The 18004-nt window shown below is 71.0% G+C and carries 17 protein-coding genes, 1 tRNA gene and 1 pseudogene; 9 read left to right on the forward strand and 10 right to left on the reverse strand.

The window, feature by feature from the left end; genetic code table 11:
• Positions 1–8 precede the first annotated feature (8 nt).
• Entirely contained in the window at positions 9–893 is an 885-nt protein-coding gene (locus ACFVGW_RS17525; RefSeq protein ID WP_385852589.1) for a TerD family protein, read from the reverse strand.
• A 201-nt stretch (positions 894–1094) separates the two neighbouring features.
• Between ACFVGW_RS17525 and ACFVGW_RS17530 the strand changes: the two genes are divergently transcribed.
• From ACFVGW_RS17530 to ACFVGW_RS17550, 5 genes are all read left to right on the forward strand, one after another.
• Entirely contained in the window at positions 1095–2279 is a 1185-nt protein-coding gene (locus ACFVGW_RS17530) for an HpcH/HpaI aldolase/citrate lyase family protein (RefSeq protein ID WP_383227246.1), read from the forward strand.
• A gap of 9 nt (positions 2280–2288) precedes the next feature.
• Entirely contained in the window at positions 2289–5144 is a 2856-nt protein-coding gene (locus ACFVGW_RS17535) for a phosphoribosyltransferase (RefSeq protein WP_385852590.1), read from the forward strand.
• A gap of 20 nt (positions 5145–5164) precedes the next feature.
• On the forward strand, positions 5165–6028 hold the full coding sequence (locus tag ACFVGW_RS17540; protein ID WP_385852697.1) for an HAD family hydrolase: 864 nt from the start codon (positions 5165–5167) through the stop codon (positions 6026–6028).
• A gap of 488 nt (positions 6029–6516) precedes the next feature.
• Positions 6517–7653 (forward strand): sensor histidine kinase, encoded by a 1137-nt coding sequence (locus ACFVGW_RS17545; RefSeq protein WP_385852698.1) that lies wholly within the window; start codon positions 6517–6519, stop codon positions 7651–7653.
• On the forward strand, positions 7644–8291 hold the full coding sequence (locus ACFVGW_RS17550) for a response regulator (protein ID WP_385852591.1): 648 nt from the start codon (positions 7644–7646) through the stop codon (positions 8289–8291). The genes ACFVGW_RS17545 and ACFVGW_RS17550 overlap by 10 nt, the downstream gene beginning before the upstream one ends.
• Positions 8292–8333: 42 nt before the next feature.
• Here ACFVGW_RS17550 and ACFVGW_RS17555 read toward each other — a convergent pair whose 3' ends face one another.
• The 3 genes from ACFVGW_RS17555 to ACFVGW_RS17565 all read right to left on the reverse strand — a co-directional run bounded on the left by ACFVGW_RS17555 (position 8334) and on the right by ACFVGW_RS17565 (position 10735).
• Positions 8334–8555, reverse strand: coding sequence for a zinc ribbon domain-containing protein (locus ACFVGW_RS17555; protein ID WP_383292555.1), 222 nt, complete (start codon positions 8553–8555; stop codon positions 8334–8336).
• Between the two features lie 9 nt (positions 8556–8564).
• Positions 8565–9980: a hypothetical protein gene (locus tag ACFVGW_RS17560; RefSeq protein ID WP_385852592.1), complete on the reverse strand. Its 1416-nt coding sequence runs from the start codon at positions 9978–9980 to the stop codon at positions 8565–8567.
• A gap of 77 nt (positions 9981–10057) precedes the next feature.
• Positions 10058–10735: a DUF4097 family beta strand repeat-containing protein gene (locus ACFVGW_RS17565; protein ID WP_383227254.1), complete on the reverse strand. Its 678-nt coding sequence runs from the start codon at positions 10733–10735 to the stop codon at positions 10058–10060.
• Between the two features lie 245 nt (positions 10736–10980).
• On the opposite strand from ACFVGW_RS17565, the gene ACFVGW_RS17570 reads away from it, so the two are divergent.
• Positions 10981–11055 (forward strand) — tRNA-Val (locus ACFVGW_RS17570).
• A 100-nt stretch (positions 11056–11155) separates the two neighbouring features.
• Here ACFVGW_RS17570 and ACFVGW_RS17575 read toward each other — a convergent pair.
• Positions 11156–11974: a tyrosine-type recombinase/integrase gene (locus tag ACFVGW_RS17575; RefSeq protein WP_385852593.1), complete on the reverse strand. Its 819-nt coding sequence runs from the start codon at positions 11972–11974 to the stop codon at positions 11156–11158.
• 19 nt (positions 11975–11993) lie between these two features.
• On the opposite strand from ACFVGW_RS17575, the pseudogene ACFVGW_RS17580 reads away from it, so the two are divergent.
• The 3 genes and pseudogenes from ACFVGW_RS17580 to ACFVGW_RS17590 form a co-directional block, all read left to right on the forward strand.
• Positions 11994–12344: pseudogene (locus tag ACFVGW_RS17580) on the forward strand (UTRA domain-containing protein); the annotation flags it as partial.
• A 204-nt stretch (positions 12345–12548) separates the two neighbouring features.
• A complete protein-coding gene (locus ACFVGW_RS17585; protein ID WP_385852594.1) occupies positions 12549–13013 on the forward strand; it encodes a hypothetical protein in 465 nt (154 codons plus the stop codon).
• Between the two features lie 215 nt (positions 13014–13228).
• Positions 13229–13573 (forward strand): hypothetical protein, encoded by a 345-nt coding sequence (locus ACFVGW_RS17590; RefSeq protein WP_385852595.1) that lies wholly within the window; start codon positions 13229–13231, stop codon positions 13571–13573.
• Positions 13574–13819: 246 nt separating this feature from the next.
• On the opposite strand, the gene ACFVGW_RS17595 is transcribed toward ACFVGW_RS17590, so the two are convergent.
• From ACFVGW_RS17595 to ACFVGW_RS17615, 5 genes are all read right to left on the reverse strand, one after another.
• Complete coding sequence (locus ACFVGW_RS17595; RefSeq protein ID WP_385852596.1) at positions 13820–14527, reverse strand: tyrosine-type recombinase/integrase; 708 nt, start codon at positions 14525–14527, stop codon at positions 13820–13822.
• Positions 14528–14763: 236 nt separating this feature from the next.
• Positions 14764–14952, reverse strand: coding sequence for a hypothetical protein (locus tag ACFVGW_RS17600; RefSeq protein WP_385852597.1), 189 nt, complete (start codon positions 14950–14952; stop codon positions 14764–14766).
• 18 nt (positions 14953–14970) lie between these two features.
• The gene (locus ACFVGW_RS17605; RefSeq protein WP_385852598.1) at positions 14971–15666 is read right to left on the reverse strand and encodes a hypothetical protein; all 696 of its coding nucleotides are present in this window, start codon (positions 15664–15666) and stop codon (positions 14971–14973) included.
• A gap of 731 nt (positions 15667–16397) precedes the next feature.
• Positions 16398–17024 (reverse strand): XRE family transcriptional regulator, encoded by a 627-nt coding sequence (locus ACFVGW_RS17610; protein WP_385852599.1) that lies wholly within the window; start codon positions 17022–17024, stop codon positions 16398–16400.
• Entirely contained in the window at positions 17000–17554 is a 555-nt protein-coding gene (locus ACFVGW_RS17615) for a DUF6233 domain-containing protein (RefSeq protein ID WP_385852600.1), read from the reverse strand. The genes ACFVGW_RS17610 and ACFVGW_RS17615 overlap by 25 nt, the downstream gene beginning before the upstream one ends.
• Positions 17555–18004 lie beyond the last annotated feature (450 nt).

The raw sequence follows: 18004 nt of genomic DNA on the forward strand, positions 1-18004 counted from the left end.
GGATGTGCTTACGGGCGGACGAACTGCGGGCCCATCGGCGGCATCCGGAAGTTCGGGTCCGGGGCGGGCGCGGCGGCCGCCGCGGGCTGGGGATAGCCGTACGCCGGCCGGTCGGACCCGACCGGCTGCGGGTAGCCGTAACCGGGCACGGGTGCCGGGGGGCTGGTCGGCTGCGGCGGTACGGCCACGTGCGGATGGACGACGGTCGCGTCGGAGTCCGTGCCGGGCGCGGCGGGTGGAGCGGTCCGCGTGGCCGGATCCTGTCCCTCCCGAGCGCCGGAGCCGGGGCCACCAGAGCCGCCCGCACCGCCGGCGGTCACGGAGCCGTCGGCCTCCTCGGCGGCCTCGTCGACCGAGATCCCGAAGTCGGTGGCGAGCCCGACGAGCCCCGTCGGGTAGCCCTGCCCCACCGCCCGGAACTTCCAGCCGTCCCCACGCCGGTACAGCTCGCCGCAGATGATCGCCGTCTCCTCGCCCGTCTCCGCCTTCACATCGAAGAGGGCCAGCGGCTCCCGGTCCGGCGCACTCGCGTCGTACAGCAGAATCCGCAGGTCGGAGACCGACCGGAAGGTGTCACCGTCCGAGGAGGCCGCGATCACGACCTGGTCGACCGTACGGTCGAGCCCGCCGAGGTCGGCCTCGACCGTGTCGGTCAGCCCCTCCGTCACCCGCTTCTTGGGCAGGCGGCGCACCAGCCCGGAGGGGTGGCGCGGCTGGTTGTAGAAGACGAAGTCCTCGTCGGAACGCACACGCCCGTCGGCGCCCAGCAGCAGCGCGGAGGCGTCGACGTCGGGGACCCCGGGTCCCGGGGTCCAGCGGAGCACGGCCCGTACGGCCGCGGTGTCGAGAGGGACGTTGGAGCCCTTCAGCATCGCGTGCGTCATGACCGTCATCCTGCCTTCCCTGCCGTCCGCCGGACAACGCGGGGGCCGTACCGATCCTCGCGTCGTGCCAGCTCGCGAAGTGCGCGGCATGCGACGGATGCGGACGAGTTACCTGGATTTCATACTCGAAGGGAACTACGGACACCCGCACCTACGTACTATTACCGGCCACATGTCGTCACGGCCACAGAGGCAGTCGGGGGAGTTACATTGCGTCATTTCGGGCACATCCCGTCCGCCAAGCGGGCAGGGCTGTTCCACCAGGAGCCGGCCGAGTTCACGGCGGACTCCCCTGCGAGCACGCTCGCCGTGGCCCTGGGCGCCACCCTCTACAGCCCCGCCACCCGCCCGCGGCTCGCCGACGACGTGCGCAAACAGGCCGCACGCGGCGTCGTCTCCATGGTGCTGTGCCTGGAGGACTCCATCGCCGACGCCGACGTGGAGGCCGCCGAGACGAACCTGGTGAACCAGTTCGCCGACCTCGCGCACGGCCTCACGACGGACGATCGTGCCCTCCAGGATGTGCCCCTGCTCTTCATCCGGGTCCGCGAACCCCACCAGATCACCGATCTGGTCGCCCGCCTCGGCGACGACGTCCGCCTGCTCTCCGGATTCGTGCTGCCGAAGTTCACCGAGACCCGCGGACACGCCTTCCTGGAGGCCCTCACCGCCGCCGAGAAGGCCTGCGGGCGACGACTCTTCGCGATGCCCGTCCTGGAGTCCCCCGAGCTGCTGCACCTGGAGACCCGCGCCGAGACTCTCGCCGGGATCGCCACGACCGTCGACAAGTACCGCCAGCGGGTCCTCGCCCTGCGCCTGGGCGTCACCGACTTCTGCTCCGCCTACGGGCTGCGCCGCTCGCCCGACATGACGGCGTACGACGTCCAGCTCGTCGCCCATGTCATCGCCGACGTCGTCAACGTCCTCGGCCGCTCCGACGGCACCGGCTTCACGATCACCGGACCGGTCTGGGAGTACTTCCGGCTCGGCGAGCGCATGTTCAAGCCCCAGCTGCGCCGCAGCCCCTTCCTGGAGGGCAGCGCCGAGGACCTGCGCACCGCCCTCATCGAGCACGACCTCGACGGGCTGCTGCGCGAGATCGAGCTCGACCGGGCCAACGGACTGCTCGGCAAGACCTGCATCCACCCCACACACGTGGTGCCCGTGCACGCGCTCTCCGTGGTCAGCCACGAGGAGTACAGCGACGCGCAGGACATCCTGCGGCCCGAACGCGGCGGGGGCGGCGTGATGCGTTCGGCCTACACGAACAAGATGAACGAGGTGAAGCCGCATCGCGCGTGGGCCGAGCGGACCCTCCTGCGCGCCGAGGTCTTCGGCGTCGCCAAGGAGGACGTCGGCTTCGTGGATCTGCTCACCGCCGGACTGGCCGGCTGACGGAAGGTGATGGACGACGTGGTGTGGTCGGGAACGTGGGTCGCGGAGCGACTGGGCGTCGAACTGATCGGCGGCGAGGAGCTCCCGGGCCTGTTGGGCCTCGCACTGCGCCGCAACCCGAAGCGCGCGCATCTGCTGGTCTCCAACGTGCTCGGCAAGCACGTGCCGCAGCGGCCGGCCGTCGTCTACGACTCCGGGTTCTCGCTCGGCCTGCGCGTCCGTGACCTGCTCGGTCCCGACGAGGCCGCGCGCAGCGTCGTCGTCGGCTACGCGGAGACGGCCACCGGCCTCGGCCACTCGGTGGCCGACGGGCTCGGCTTCGCGCCCTATCTGCACTCCACCCGCCGGCCCGTCGCCGGGGTGACGAGCGCGGGCGGCTTCGAGGAGTCCCACTCGCACGCCACCTCGCACCTCCTGCTCCCCGAGGACCCGAAGCTGCTCGCCGGCGACGGACCGCTCGTCCTCGTCGACGACGAGTTCTCCACCGGCAACACCGTCCTCAACACCATCCGCGACCTGCACGAGCGTTTCCCGCGTGAGCGGTACGTGGTCGTGGCCCTGGTCGACATGCGCTCGGCCGAGGACCTCGGCCGGCTGGAGACCTTCGCCCGTGAGATCGGCGCCCGCGTCGACCTGGTGACCGGCGCGGCCGGCACCGTACGGCTGCCGGAGGGGGTCCTGGAGAAGGGCCAGGCGCTGGTCGCCGCACACGAGACGGCTCAGGACGCGCCGGAGGCGTCCGGGACGCCCGGGGCGCCCGAGGCGCCGGGGGCGCCCGTACCGGCGCCCAGAGGGCCCCTGACGGCCCCTGTACGGGTCGAGCTGGGCTGGCCGTCCTCGATACCGGACGGCGGCCGCCACGGCTTCGGCGCGCCCCACGCGGCCGCGCTGAACGACGCCCTCCCGGCCATGACCGAGCGCCTCGGCGCCGCTGTCGGCGGGGCGCGGCGGATCCTCGTCCTCGGTTTCGAGGAGCTGATGTACGCGCCGCTGCGGCTCGCCGTCGCCCTGGAGCGCACCGGCCGGGACGTCTCGTACTCCACGACCACCCGCTCGCCCGTCCTCGCGGTCGACGACCCCGGCTACGCCATACGGACCCGGCTCGTCTTCCCCGCCCACGACGAGCCCGCCGACGGGCCGGGGGAGCGGTACGCGTACAACGTCGCCGGCGCCGGCTTCGACGCGGTCGTGGCCGTCGTCGACTCCGTGGCCGACACGCCGCAGCTGCACGCCCCGGACGGCCTCCTGGCCCAGCTCGCGGCGCACATCCCGCACGTGGTGCTCGCGGTCGTCCCGTCGTACGTCCCGGCACTCGGAGCGGAGCCGGCGCCCCGGACGCCGCCGGCAGGGTCACGAGCCGCGGAGGCGGCCGCAGCTGCCGGGTCTGCCGATGCGACCGGGTGGTCCTCCGAGGCCGCCGACGTCACCTCGGCTCCCGATGCCGCAGATGCCGCCCACGCCCCGCAAGCCCTCCGAGCCCGAGCCGTACCCGCTCACGCAACCGGCCTCCGAGCCGTACCCGCTAGGGAAACCGGCCGCCGAGCCGTATCCGCCAGCGAAACCGGCCTCCGAGCCGTACCTGCTAGGGAAACCGGCCGCCGAGCCGTATCCGCCAGCGAAACCGGCCTCCGAGCCGTACCCGCTCACGCAACCGGCGGGGCCGTCCCCGCTCCCGACGACACCCAAGCTCCCGAAAGGAGCTCCATGCTGCCCGAGCCCCTCCGCGGCCCCGCCTTCTCCTCGTACGCCCCGGAGGAGGTCGGCTGGCTGCTCCAGGACCTCTCGGACGTCGAGCTGGAGGCGCCGACCGAGGAGCGCGAGGAGGCGATCCAGAGCGGCGGCGCCCACTACGCGGAGTCGCTGCCGGTCGAGTACCAGCCGAGCGACCGGTACCAGGAACTCTTCCACGCCGCCCTGGAGACCTCGGCCGCCCGGATCGCCCGCGCCGTCGGCACCGTCACCGAGACCGTCCTCGCCGAGCGGACCGGCACGCCCGTGCTCGTCTCCCTCGCCCGGGCCGGCACCCCGGTCGGCGTCCTCATGCGCCGCTGGGCCCAGGCCCGCCACGACCTCGAACTGCCCCACTACGCCGTCTCCATCGTCCGTGGCCGCGGTATCGACGCCAACGCGCTGCGCTGGCTCGCCGCCCACCACGACCCGGCCGACGTCGTCTTCGTCGACGGCTGGACCGGCAAGGGCGCCATCACCCGCGAACTCGCGGACGCGATCCAGGAGTTCGAGCGCGCCGAGGGCATCACCGGCTTCGACCCGGAGATCGCGGTCCTCGCCGACCCCGGCTCGTGCGTGCGCACGTACGGCACCCGCGAGGACTTCCTCATCCCCTCCGCCTGCCTCAACTCGACCGTCTCCGGCCTGATATCGCGTACGGTCCTGCGTGCCGACCTCGTCGGCGCGGACGACTTCCACGGCGCCAAGTTCTACCGCGAGCTGGCCGGCGCCGACGTCTCGAACGCCTTCCTCGACGCCGTCGCCGCCCGCTTCGACGAGGTGGCCGAGGACGTGGCGACGGGAGTGAAGGAGCTGCTCGCCGCCGACCGCACACCCACCTGGGAGGGCTGGGCGGCCGTCGAGCGGATCAGCGAGGAGTACGGCATCCACGACGTCAACCTGGTCAAGCCCGGTGTCGGCGAGACCACCCGGGTCCTGCTGCGCCGCGTCCCCTGGAAGATCCTCGCCCGGCGCGGCGCCGGCGCCGACCTCGCCCACGTACGCCTCCTCGCCGAGCAGCGCGGGGTCCCCGTCGAGGAGATCGACGGACTCCCGTACACCTGCGTGGGATTGATCCACCCTCAGTTCACGAGAGGCGCCACGGGCGCCGACGGAAAGGCGGTGGTCTCCCAGTGACCTCGGTGAGCAGCCCTGTGATGGTCGCCAGCGACCTCGACCGTACGCTGATCTACTCCTCCGCGGCCCTCGCGCTCGGCATGCCCGACGCGCAGGCGCCCCGGCTGCTCAGCGTGGAGGTGCACGAGTCCAAGCCGCTGTCGTACATGACCGAGGACGCGGCCGCGCTCCTCGAACAGCTGGGCTCCGAGGCGGTCTTCGTACCCACCACGACCCGTACGCGCAAGCAGTACCAGCGCATCCAGCTCCCCGGTACCGCACCGGCGTACGCGATCTGCGCCAACGGCGGGCACATCCTGGTCGACGGAGCCGCGGACCGCGACTGGCACGAGTCCGTGGTGCGCAGGCTCGCCGACGAGTGCGCGCCGCTCGGCGAGATCCGCGCGTACTTCACGGCCACCACCGACCTGTCCTGGGTGCGCAAGCACCGGGTCGCCGAGGACCTGTTCGCGTACCTCGTCGTGGAGCGGGAGCGGATGCCGGAGGAGTGGCTGAAGCGGTTCGGGGAGTGGGCGGACGACCGCGGCTGGGCGGTCTCGCTGCAGGGCCGCAAGGTGTACGCGGTGCCGAAGCCGCTCACGAAGAGCGCGGCGATGCGTGAGGTGGCCCGCCGCTGCGGCGCGGACCTCGTCCTGGCCGCGGGGGACTCGCTGCTCGACGCGGACCTCCTGACGGCCGCCGACCGCGCCTGGCGCCCCGGCCACGGCGAACTCGCGGACACCGCCTGGACGGCCCCGCACCTCGACGTCCTCGCGGAGCGGGGCGTGGCGGCGGGCGAGGAGATCCTCCGCCGCTTCCGGGCGGCCGTGGCCGACCACCGGGCGACCGTCATCCCGTCGCAGCCCCTCGACGCGACCCCGGCCGCGCTTCCCGACCCGGCCTGAGCGGTGGTGCGGTTTTCCGCAGTGTGAGCGGGGGCCCGGCCCCGCTAGCGTGACGGATCATGACGAACTCGCCCCGGGACGACGACAGCCGACAGGCCGGCGCGGAGCCGCCGACCTCGCCGTCGGGGCGACCGCTGCCGGAACCCGGGCCACTGCCGGATCCCGGGCCGGGGGCGGACCTCGGGGCGGGGGCGGGTTCGGGGCCCTCCCGGCTGCCTCGCCCGGCTCCCGTCGGCCGCCGGGCCGGACAGCGCCCCGAGCGGGCGACGGTCCGGACGGTGGCGGCCCCGGGGGCGGGACGGCCGGTCGTCCGGCCGTCCGAGGCGGAGCCGGGGAACATGCTCGTCCGGCCGTCCGAGGCGCGGCCAGGGCGTCCGCTCGCCCGGCCGTCCGACGCGCGGCCGGGACGCTCGCTCGTCAGGTCGTCCGACGCAGGACTGGGGGGCAAGCCAATCCGGCCGTCCGACGCAGGGCCGGGAGGCGTGGTCATTCGGTACCTCGCCCGCTGGATCCGGCTGTCCTTCGGCCTCGCACTGGGGGCCGGGACCGCTGTCCTGGAGCTCCTCGGCACCCTCCTCGGCGCCCTCGCCCTGCTGCCCGTACTGGCCTCGCCCCGCGGCCGCGCCGCCGTGCTGCGCCCGCTGACCGCGGCCGCGCACGCCCTCACCCGCCTGGAGCGCGCCCGCCTTGCCCGCCTCCTCGGCGTCCGGCTCCCCGGGGTCCACGACGAGGCCGCCGCTCGCTACCTCGCCGCCCGCTGGCCGCTCGGCGTGCTCGGGGCGGTCGTCCTCGGCTGCGGCGCGTACGGACTCGGTCTCGGCACCTTCGCCTTCTACGGCTGGCTGATCACCGACATCCAGTACCCCTGGCTCGTCGGGGCCAGCAGCATCGGCGGGTTCTTCCTGCTCTTCCTCGCCGCGCAGGGCGCCCTCGGCGTCGCCGCCCTGGAGGACGGACTAGCCCGCCGCTTCGGACCCAGCAACGCCGACGCCCTGGAGGCGCGGATCGCCGAACTGGCCACCAGCCGTGCCGAGGTCATGGACGTCGTCCACGACGAGCGGCGCCGGATCGAGCGCGACCTCCACGACGGCGTCCAGCAGCGGCTCGTCGCCCTCGGCATGCTGATCGGCCGGGCGCGCCGGATCCGCGCGCGGGACCCGGAGGGTGCCGACGCCCTGCTGCTCCAGGCCCACGAGGAGAGCCGGCGCGCGCTGGCCGAACTGCGCGAGGTGGCCTGGCGGGTCTACCCCGCCGTGCTCGACGAGGGCGGTCTCCGCGCGGCCCTGGAGACGGTCGCGGAACGGAGCACGCTCCCCGTGGGGCTCGCGTACACCGTGGAGCGGCCGCTTCCGAGGCCCGTGCAGACGGTGGCGTACTTCCTCGTCTCGGAAGCGGTCACCAATGTGGTCAAGCACGCGGGCGCGAGCCGTATTGACGTACAAGTAACCCTGGAGGGAGACGAGTTGAGCGTGCGGGTGACGGACGACGGGGCGGGTGGAGCGGATGCGTCCGGCAGCGGTCTGAGCGGGCTCGCGAGCCGGACGGCGGCGCTGGACGGACGGTTCGCGGTGGAGAGCCCGGCGGGCGGGCCGACGGTCGTAAGGGCGGTCCTGCCGTGCGCGTGATCCTGGCGGAGGACTCGACGCTGCTACGGGAAGGGCTCGTACGGCTCCTGGCCGAGGAGGGCCACGAGGTGACGGCGGCGGTCGGCAACGCGGTCGAACTCCTCGCGGCGGTACGGGCGGACCCGCCGGACGTGGTCGTGGCCGACGTACGGATGCCGCCGACACACACGGACGAGGGTCTGCGGGCGGCCCTGGAGATCCGCCGCGAGTGGCCGGACGTCGGGGTGCTGGTGCTCTCGCAGTATGTGGAGAGGCGGTACGCCACCGAGCTGCTGACCGGCGACTCGGGGGCGGTGGGCTACCTGCTCAAGGACCGGGTGGCGCAGGTCGACGAGTTCCTGGACGCGCTGGAACGGGTGGGGGACGGGCGGACGGCGTTCGACCCGGAGGTCGTCCGCCGGCTGCTCGTCCGTACGACCCACACCGATCCGCTGGCGCGGCTGACGCCCCGGGAGAGCGAGGTGCTCGCGGCGATGGCGCAGGGGCACACGAACGCGTCGATCGCCGGGCAGCTGCACGTGTCGCAGAGCGCGGTGGAGAAACACATCAACGCGCTCTTCGACAAGCTGGAACTGACGGGGCGCGGCGAGGGGTACAGCAGAAGGGTCCTCGCGGTGCTCCGCTACCTGGGCAGCTGAGGGGCGGCCGCCCGCGCCTGCGGGCCGGTCGGTGCGCGGCGGTCAGCCGCAGCAGCCCCCACCGCAGCACCCGCCGCCACCACCGCCCCCGCCGGCACCGGACGGGGCGGGCGCGGCGGAACCGCCCACGCCGCCGACCGAGAGCAGCTTGACGGTGTCGTCGTGGCCGTCGGGGCAGGCCGCAGGGGCGGAGGACTCGGCCATGGGGCGGCTGAGTTCGAAGGTGTCGCCGCAGGTGCGGCAGCGGTACTCGTATCGAGGCATACGGACAGGCTAGCCGGAGTGGTGCCCGGCGCCCCGCTCCTCGCGGATCTGCTCGACGACGCGGGCGGCGGTGGCGCGGACGGCCTCGAGCTCGGTCAGGAAGTGCCAGTAGTCGGGGTGGCGGCCCTCCAGCGTGCCGACGGCCCGGTCGAGGCGCCCCACGGCGTCGTCGAGGGGGCGGGCGTGCCGGGGGTCGGGGGTGTTGCGCCCGGCCATGGCGAGGCGCTGGGCGTCGCGGACGGTGAAGCGGGCACGGTCGATCTCGTGCTGCGGGTCCTTGGCGACGGCGTCGAGGCGGCGGAGCCGGTCGCCCGCGGCGGAGACGGCCTCGTCGGTCGCGTTGAGCAGGGCGCGTGCGGTGGCGAGGAGGCTCGTGGCGTCGGGCCAGCGCTGTTCGTCGCGGGCCTTGGCCGCCTCGGCGAGCTTCTCCTCGGCCTTGCGGACGTTGTCGGCGGCCTGGGAGGGGACGTACTGGAGGTCCTGCCAGCAGGCGGCGGAGAAGCGGCGGCGGAGTTCGGAGAGGACCGGCTCGACGGTCCCGGCCCGGGTGGTGAGCGCCTCGGCCCGGGTACGAAGGGAGACGAGGCGCTTGTTCGTCTCGGCGGCCCGCTCGGGGAGGCGCTCGGCCTCGGTGCGGACGGCCTCGGCGTCACGCAGGACCTTGTCGGCGCGCTGGAGGGTGTCGGTGACGCCGTGGCGGCCCGCCCCTTCGTTGAGCCGGGTGAGGTCGGGCCCGAGGGCGGCGAGCCGGGCGGCGAGGTCGTCGGCGCGGAGCCCGGCAGCCCTTGCCGTGTCGAGAGCGGTGCTCGCGTTCCGGAGCGCCTGTCGCGCCCGCTCGACGGCGGGCGCGAGCCGGGCGAGCTGGGTCTCGGCCGTGTCGAGGAGCGGCCCGAGCCCCTGCGCGAACCGGTCCAGCTCTCCCTTGACCCGTACGAGCTCGTCCTTGGCCCGGGTCAGCTCGGTGCGGGCCCGGTTGGCGGTGGCCGCGTCCAGCTCGTCCCGGTCGAGGTCGTGCGCGTCGACGGCGGTGATGTAGGCGTGGCTGACCTCGTCGATCCGCTGCCCGAGGGCCGCGAAGCCGTCGACGGCGCGGCGGGCGCCGGGGGAGTCGTCCACGGCGGTGATCGTCTCGATGGAGATCCGCAGATCGCGCTGGGCGGTGTCGAGCTCGTAGAACGCGGCGGCGGCGTCGTCCTTGGCGGCCTGCGCCTCGGCGCGCTGGCTCTCGCCGCGCCCGCCGAACCAGCGCCGGTTGCCGCCGCCGCCGCTGGCGAAGGCGGGGGGAAGGAGGGCGACGGCGAGCAGCGGAAGCAGCACGCCGAGCCGCAGCGACCCGCCGCGCGCCCCTTCGTCCCGGGTTCCCGTTCCTGTCCTCGCCCCCGTCACGGCGCTCGTAGAAGTACCCCTCGCGTGAGTCGCCGCCACGTCCCTCTCCCGTGCTGTGTCCGCCCTGCCCGGTCCGGTTCATTCTCCCACCAGGTAAGGACGAACACACGGGCCTGTCAGTTCGCGGTGCGGACGACGACTTCCCCGTTGTCGCTGCGGGCGGCCACGACGTGGGCGCTGCCCTTCTGCGTGGGCACGTCGATCCGGACGTCGCCGTTGTCGCTGCGCCCGTCGACGTCGTAGGTGGCGTCGGGCAGGGCGATGTCGACCTCCCCGTTGTTGCTGACGGCCTCCACATGCCGGGGGACGGCGCTCAGCGCGATGCGCACGGCCCCGTTGTCGGACCGGGCGACGACCCGCTCGGACCGGGTGCCGCCCTCGACGACGACCTCCCCGTTGTTGCTGGTCAGATCGAGGGCCCCGGAGGAGCCCCGGACGATGACGGCGCCGTTGTCGGACCGGATCCTGAGGTCGGTGTCGAACCCGTCGGCGGTCACCTGCCCGTTGTCGTCCTCCACGGTGACGGCGACACCGCGCGGCACCTGGACGCGGTGGAGGGAGCCGCAGTTGCTGGCGACGGCGTCGCACTCGACCCGCAGAGTGAGCCGCCCGTCCCGAAGCCCCCACACGGCCTCGGGCCCGCTCCCCATGAACACCCACCCGTCGACCTGCCGGCTGACGCGCACGTCCTCGATGTCGGCGGGAACGATCTCCAGCTCGGAGTTCTCGGCATCGACGACGAGCGAGTCCCCGGAGAAGGCGAAGGTCTTCTTCTCGACGGGAGCCCCCTCCACCTCGGCACTCCCACACCCGGCGACCCCGAGGAGGACCGCACCGGAAACGAGGAGAGCACGAACACGAAGACGACCGACCATGACGACCAAACCCCCAGGTGACACGCTGACTGACCCCACACGCTACGGACCCCGCCCCCACCCGCACGATCCGGCGACCCACCCACGGATGGTGGGGCTATCCCCCGCAACCACCGGTTTGCGGGACCCACCCATGGTCCATGTACGCTGTTGCCTCACTCCACGGGTGCGTAGCTCAGGGGTAGAGCGCTGCTCTTACAAAGCAGATGTCGGCGGTTCGAAACCGTCCGCGCCCACCAGTAGGTAGCACGACAAAGGCCCAGGTCACCGGTACTGAACCGGGAACCTGGGCCTTGTTCGTTGCTCAGCCGAGAGGGCGGGGGAGAGGCGTCGTGCCAGTTACGTGCCAGATGCCTCGCCGGATTCCGCCGGCCGGACCTTCCTGATCTGCTCGTCGACGTGGGCGGCGATCGCGTGGTCGCGACCGTTCACCAGGTGCTGATAGATCAGCGCGGCCCGCACCGACGAGTGCCCCATCCGCTGCATCAGCTCACGCGTCGTGGCGCCGCCGGTCGCGGCGAGGGTGTTCCCGGTGTGGCGCAGATCGTGGAAGTGGACGTCTCCGAGACCGGTCTTCCTGAGGGCCGGCAGCCACAGACGGTGGAAGTTGTTCCGGCGCAGCTGCCCGCCGCGGGCTCCGGTGAAGACCAGCCCGGTCCGACCAGTCTCGGCGTAGACGGCGAGATGAGTGGCAAGGCTCTCCGCCAGGGAGGCTGGGAAGGCGACGGTGCGTACACCGGCTGCGCTCTTGGGCGTCTTGACCAGGATGCCGTCCGTCCGAGTCTCGGCCAGAGAACGCCGTACGGCGACGGTTCGCCGTTCGAGGTCGATGTCATGGCGCTGAAGCGCGGCGAGCTCGCCGAAGCGGAGGCCGGTGAAGGCCGCCAGCAGGATGAACACCCGGAAGCGCGCGGGCACGGCTTCGGCGAGCTGGAAGACCTTGGTGACGTCGAGGAACGGCCGCTCGGCTGTCTTGGCCGCTCCGGCACCCTTGATGCGGCAGGGGTTGCGCTGCACCAGCTCGTCATCGACCGCGGTGTTCATGATGGCGCGGAGGATCTGGTAAGCCTTGGCGACCGTCGGCTCATCGACACCCGACTCCAAGAGGCCGGCACGCCAGCGGCGGATCTGGGGTGTGGTGATCTCACTCAGGACCACGTCCGCGAAGGTCGGCGTGTACGAGTTCCTCGCCGATGGACGGCCGGTGCAGTTGTCGACGAGCTGGGAGCCGTACGACCTTACCGGCGGGACCCTCGTCGTCCTCCCCGAGGGCGGACCGCACGCGGGGGCCGGCGTGGTGAACCGGATGGCCGCGATCGGCGTCACGGTCAGCCATGCCGTCGAGCAGCCCGAGCCGCGGCAAGCCACCGCTGAGGAGGCGTCACTGCTCGGGATCCAGAAAGCCGCGCTCGTCACACACATGCGGCGGACCTACTACAGCGACCAGGGACGGCCCGTAGAGACTGCTGACATCGTCGTCCCTGCCGCGCTGTGCGAGATCGTCTACGAGATCCCTATCAACCGCTGAACAGCACCCAGATCATTTGACGAGCGGGTGGCATTCCCTGCACCGCCACTCGCCAAGATGCAAGCCGCATGATCAGCCAAGACGTCTTGCCCGCAATCGGAAGGTGCTGCCCCCATGGATGGCGTGCCGACGCAGCATCTCTGAACTGGCAGAGGAGTTGAGATTGCGGCCCACCGGGGTCACCAAACGTGATCAGCTTGGGGCATGCAGACCATCATCGCGAGCGCCATAGCCGTTCTGGGAACCCTGCTTGGTTCGGGGATCACTCTGGCGTTTCAGCAGCGCACCACCAACAGGAGTCACCAGTTCACACGCCGCGAGAAGCTGCGGCAGGAAAGACTCGATGCCTATTCCGCCTACGCCGGTGCCCTGGTCAACTACCGCCGCTGCCTGGTTCACCTCTGGTTCTGCGAGCACGAATCGCCACCACCGGAGGACGCCGACACGGTGCGTATCCGTGCCTATGACCTGCGCTCCAATGCCCAAGAGGCCCTGTTCCGAGCGCAGATGCTCACGGTTGACGAGAGTGTGAGTCAGACCGCAGAGGACGTGCTTGCAGACATCACAGCGCTGCCTAAGGCGGACAGCAGAACAGCCCTCGACAATCTCAGGCAACGCACCCGTGACGACATCAGTCGACTCGTCAGCGTGGCCAAGCAACACCTCTGAGGCGCTTGAATGAACTGCGGCCTGACACCGCAGCTGACATCAACGACGGCTGACGTTGCCGGGGCTCAACAACCTTTAGTGGCATCGTCGCCCATCGCTCGGACAGGTCTGACGGTGCACCCGGCGAACTTACAAAGCGGTTGTCGATCGAGCGCCGAACGCTCGGGTGCCCCGGGCAGAGGCCGACTGTCAGTGCTCGGTGGCAGGGTGCTGCCATGCAGGACGCACTCTTCGACTTGCCGGAGCCACCTCCGGAGCACGCCGTGATCGCTCGCTTCCAGTTGGGCGGCGACGGCCTTGGCGAATCTGACCAGTGGTCACAGGTGCTTGAAGCAGAGCGGTCCATGGGTGCCGCGGTCGCCGCTGCTGGTGTTGGCGAGGTTGATGGCAACGAGTTCGGTGGGGGCGAGGTTGTGATCTTCGCGTACGGGCCTGATGCAGACGCCTTGTACCGGGTGATGGAGCCTGGCTTGCGTGCGCTTCCGTTTCGGCCGGCGCACGTTGTGCTGCGCTATGGGGAGCCTGCTGACGACGTTGTGAGCGAGCGGGTTGAGCTCTGAGCACGCGTGCCAGATACGTGCCAGATCGGGCGGTCAGCCACGGTCAATTGAGGAACGCCACAGTGTCTACAGCCTGTGGCAACCTGGCAGCGCCCGAGCGGGATGAGCTGCGGTGATGGCTCGGCTGCCGGTGCCAGGCTTACAAAGCAGATGTCGGCGGTTCGAAACCGTCCGCGCCCACCAGCACAAAGGCCCCCGCAGCGTCTCGCCGCGGGGGCCTTTGACGTGTAGAGGCTGACGGCAGTCTCACTCAGGACGGCGCCGGCGGAGCAGCCGGTCCATGTGCCCCATCGCCTCCCTTCGGCGCTCGTCGGAGACGTGGGTGTAGATGTTCATCGTGACGGCGATCTGCGAGTGCCTCAGGATCTCCATCACGACCCGCGCCGGCACGCCAGCGGCGAACAGGAGCGTTGTGCACCCGTGCCGGGCGTCGTGCAGCCGGATTCGGGGGAGCTCGGCCGCCTCCGTGATGCGCTGGAACGAGCGGCTGAGGTTCATCGGCTCGACCGTGCGACCGGTACGCGTTGTGAAGACGTAGTCAGTGTCCTGCCAGTCGTGCCCCGCCGCGTCCTGCTGTGCGGCTTGCCGGAGACCCTGCCAGCACAGCGGGGGCACGCACATGAGGGGGAGGGGGATGACGCGGCTCCGGCGGTTCTTCGTGGAGTCCGCGTACAGCTCGTTCTGCACCCGTTGGATCTGGTTCCGCACGGTGAGGGTGCGACGCTCCAGATCGATGTCCGACCAGCGCAGACCTAGCACCTCTCCTCGGCGAAGCCCGAGCGCCACGGCCAGAACGAACGCCGCGTACAGAGCGTCCCCCCGTGCTGCCTCCAGGAAGGTCGTCGTCTGCTCCAGGTCCCAGGGCTTCAGCTCCCTCTGCTGCATACGCCGGGCCGGTACGAGCTTGACCACGTTCCTGCTGATGAGCTCCTCCCGGCAGGGGGCGCTGGTCACGGTGCCTGACTCCTTATGTGCTGTTTTGACCTAAGGCGGAGACCTGGACACAGCCCGGACGGGCGCGCGTTGTCGCAGGTCGGAGAGTTGGGCGACTCGGACGGAACCGGGGCCGACCTGGAGGCGGTGCGTCCGGGACTCGGCTTTCGCGTCCGGGTCCGGGCTCGCCCGGCCCCCGGTCAAGTCGAGGCATATCCGGTCGGGTGTCCGGGTGTTGTCCGGGTTGGATCAGGCAGTCAGCGCTTGGACAGCTCGTGGGTGTGGCACAGGACGGGGCCGATGAAGAGGCCGATGCCGTGCCCGGTCCACCGGCCCTGGGTGAGGGGGCCGGGCGGGACCTGGTCGATGACGGTGCCGGTCTTGCCGACCGCGCGGGGGTCGTCCTCGCAGGAAGTGATGAGGACCTTGTCGCCTGCCTGGAACATCGCGTTCTCCTTTGTTGGTCAGGCGGTCAGGCCGAAGAGGTCGGTCGTGGTGGCCTCGACGCGGGCGAGCGGGTAGCCCGCAAGCCGGGACTTGTTCGGGCCCCAGGGGCGCTTGACCTTGTCGTCGTCGGTCCGTTGGATCAGGGCGCCGAGCTTCTCGGCGGTGACCGGGTGGCTGGCGGCCTTGAGTTCGTCGACCAGGAGCTGGCCGGGCAGCCACTGGGCGGGGCCGGTGTCGGTGGCGTGGGCGGTGAAGATGTCCAGGACGTTGGCGAGGCTCCTCGCGTCCTCGTCGTCCTGGGCGCGGAGTTGCTCGGCGAGCGTGAGCGGGCCCGCGGGCAGGGTCCCGGCCTTCCGGCGCCACTTGGTCGCGCGCTCCAGGAGCGTGTTGACCTGCTCGTCGGTGTAGTAGTCGGCGCGGACCATGACCGGGTTGGTGCCCTCGGCCCAGAGGTGGCCGGCGCCCCGGATCTCGGACTGGATGGTCTTCGCGGAGTAGCCGGAGGCGGCGGCGCCCTTGCCGAGGATCGTGTCTGACGCCTCGGGGGTGGTGCAGCGCAGTGCCCACCGGATGGAGAGCAGGTCGCGCAGCGAGGTGTCGACGACGTCGGAGCCGGGCTTCTGGGTCGCGCAGAAGGTCACGACGCCTGCCGCGCGGCCCCGGGAGACCAGGTTGCGACTCTCCCGGATGCCCTCGCCTCGACGATTGCGCACACTGCAGAACTACACCGGGACACCTGCGCCGTCGACGATCCGCTCTCGCCGTCGGCAACACTCGCGATGCTCCGAGTGCGCGGAGACGCCGTGGAATGGCTGGTGTTGGGCGACTGCACCCTCTTGCTCGATCGCGGACGCTCGGTTGAAGCGATCTCGGATCGTCGCCTTGCGGCGGTGGCCCGAGCGGAGCGGTCCGCCATGAAAGCAGCACCTTCGGGTTCTGCTGAGCGTCGCCAGCTCCACGCTCGCCTCGTCCAGGAGGAGCGAGCGCTCCGGAATCGCCCAGGTGGCTACTGGGTGGCAGCCGCGGATCCGCAGGCCGCCGACGCGGCTCTACATGGCTCTTGCCACAGAGGCGACGTGGTCAAGGCCGCCCTGCTGACAGACGGTGCGGCGCGGCTGACGTCCACCTTTGCAGCGGCCGACTGGGCGGAGTGCCTCGACTACCTGGAACACCGGGGACCGGAGTCGTTGATCAGCCGGGTACGTGAATTGGATCTGAGTGACACCCCCTTGACTCGTTGGCCACGCAGCAAGCCACACGACGATGCCACCGCAGTATTGGTGCGTCCATAGAGCAGTCGAGGTCTTCCCGTCCCGCCGGGAAGACCTTCCTGGCCATGCGAAATGACAAGCTGCCATCGCCCTCGACGGCGCACAGCACATTGCGGCCAAGTAGGGAAACGCTTACCGCGCTAGTGCCGCATCGTGATGGCGCAGCCTGTCAGCTACTGGGTACTGCCGTCTTCGAGTCCAGCGATGACTCTGACGTCCGCTTCGCACATGTCCAGAACCTTGGCGATCTCCTGGGTGAGAGACGGGTCCGGGTTGAGACTTCCGTTGCGAAGCATGTGGATGGTGGACATCGATCGTGCGGTTTCCCTTGCCATCGCCTTGACCGGAATCCCGCGCAGGTTCATCAACCTGGTGAGCACCGTTGCGAACGGATGTGGCTCCAGCCGCCCAGCAGGGGCAACGGCAGGACCGAGGACCACGTCGCCGATCTTTGCTTGAAATCGGATCAGCCGGTCACCCGCAAACCCGACCTTCGCGACGAAGGGCAGCCTTTCATCACCGCCGGAACCGACCGTGCCCGGCACTGACACCTCAATGAACTCTGAAGGGTGACCGTGATGATCACTACCGATCTCCACGGGAAGACCCGGCTCGATATGGATGACTTTCCAGTCGCGGTTCCACCAGGGAAGATCCTGCAGTACTTCGTTGAAGAAGGGGGGCAGAACAGTGACATCCACCGGGTCCGGAGGGTTCTTCTGACCTCCCCAGATGACGCCGGGCCAGTACCTCAGTGCCGCGATCACGTCCACCGTCAGCGTGCGGTTGGCAATCTCCATGGCCGCACTCTCTCACCAGTCGACAGAGCAATCTCCCGTGACCAGACAAACGTTGGTGACACGGCACTACGGCGCGCGTTGTATCGCCCGCCCGGGACCTTCGGGACGAAGATCTGAAAGAAGCACCCTAGGGCGGGTTCTACAGGGCATCCCCTTTGGCCGACGTCCGGTCCGTACGGCCGGCGGTCGGGCCGGTCAATGCCGAGGCTGCCCCATGGCTTGCAGATGTCGCACCACTCCAGCCCGGGGAACCGCTGCACCGCGACCTTGACCTCATCACGATCCAGAAGCCCGCCGCCGCGGTTGTACTGGCCGCAGTTTCCCCGGTGCAGCATGGGCCGGCCCTCGACGGCGCGGGCAGGCTGGAGCTTCCACCGCATCTCGCGGTGTGCGACCTCCCAGCGCCGCTCCTCCTCGACCTGCTCCTTCTCCAGGCGCCGGATCGTCTCCCGCGTCGTGTGCACCTGGTACTCCAACCACGACAGCACGATTCGCTGCTTCTCCAGCCGGTCGGCTATCGGCATGTTCATCGCACCCATGGTGGGTCACACGGCCTGGGAGGGGCCGGCGGCGTCCGGCTGCGCCTTCGGGTGGTGCTTGAGCTGCGTCCGTGCGTCCACCCGGCCGGGGCCCTTCTCCGGCGTGGCCCAGTACGGGTGGGTGGAGACCTCGATCGCCAGTTCGCGGACCAGCGCCCACAGGCGCTCCTCCTCGGCCGCTTCCTCTGCGGTGTAGCCGGGTGACGGCTCGCGGCCGCCGGTGATCTCGTCGGTGTGGGGGTGCTTGGTGCCGGCCCAGCCGGGGAGCGGCTCGACCGACCACGGCAGCGCCCGGCACAGCGCAGTTCCTCGCCCGCTGTGGTCAGGCCGACCGGGCCGACGAGGAGGCCGCCCAGTGAGCGACGTCGGCGTCGGGTCCTCCTTCTACGAGGACAGCCACCCCTGGCTGCACTTCCCCGACGCCGGGAGACCGCCTGACGG

Source organism: Streptomyces sp. NPDC127129, from assembly GCF_042671585.1.
GTDB lineage: Bacteria > Actinomycetota > Actinomycetes > Streptomycetales > Streptomycetaceae > Streptomyces.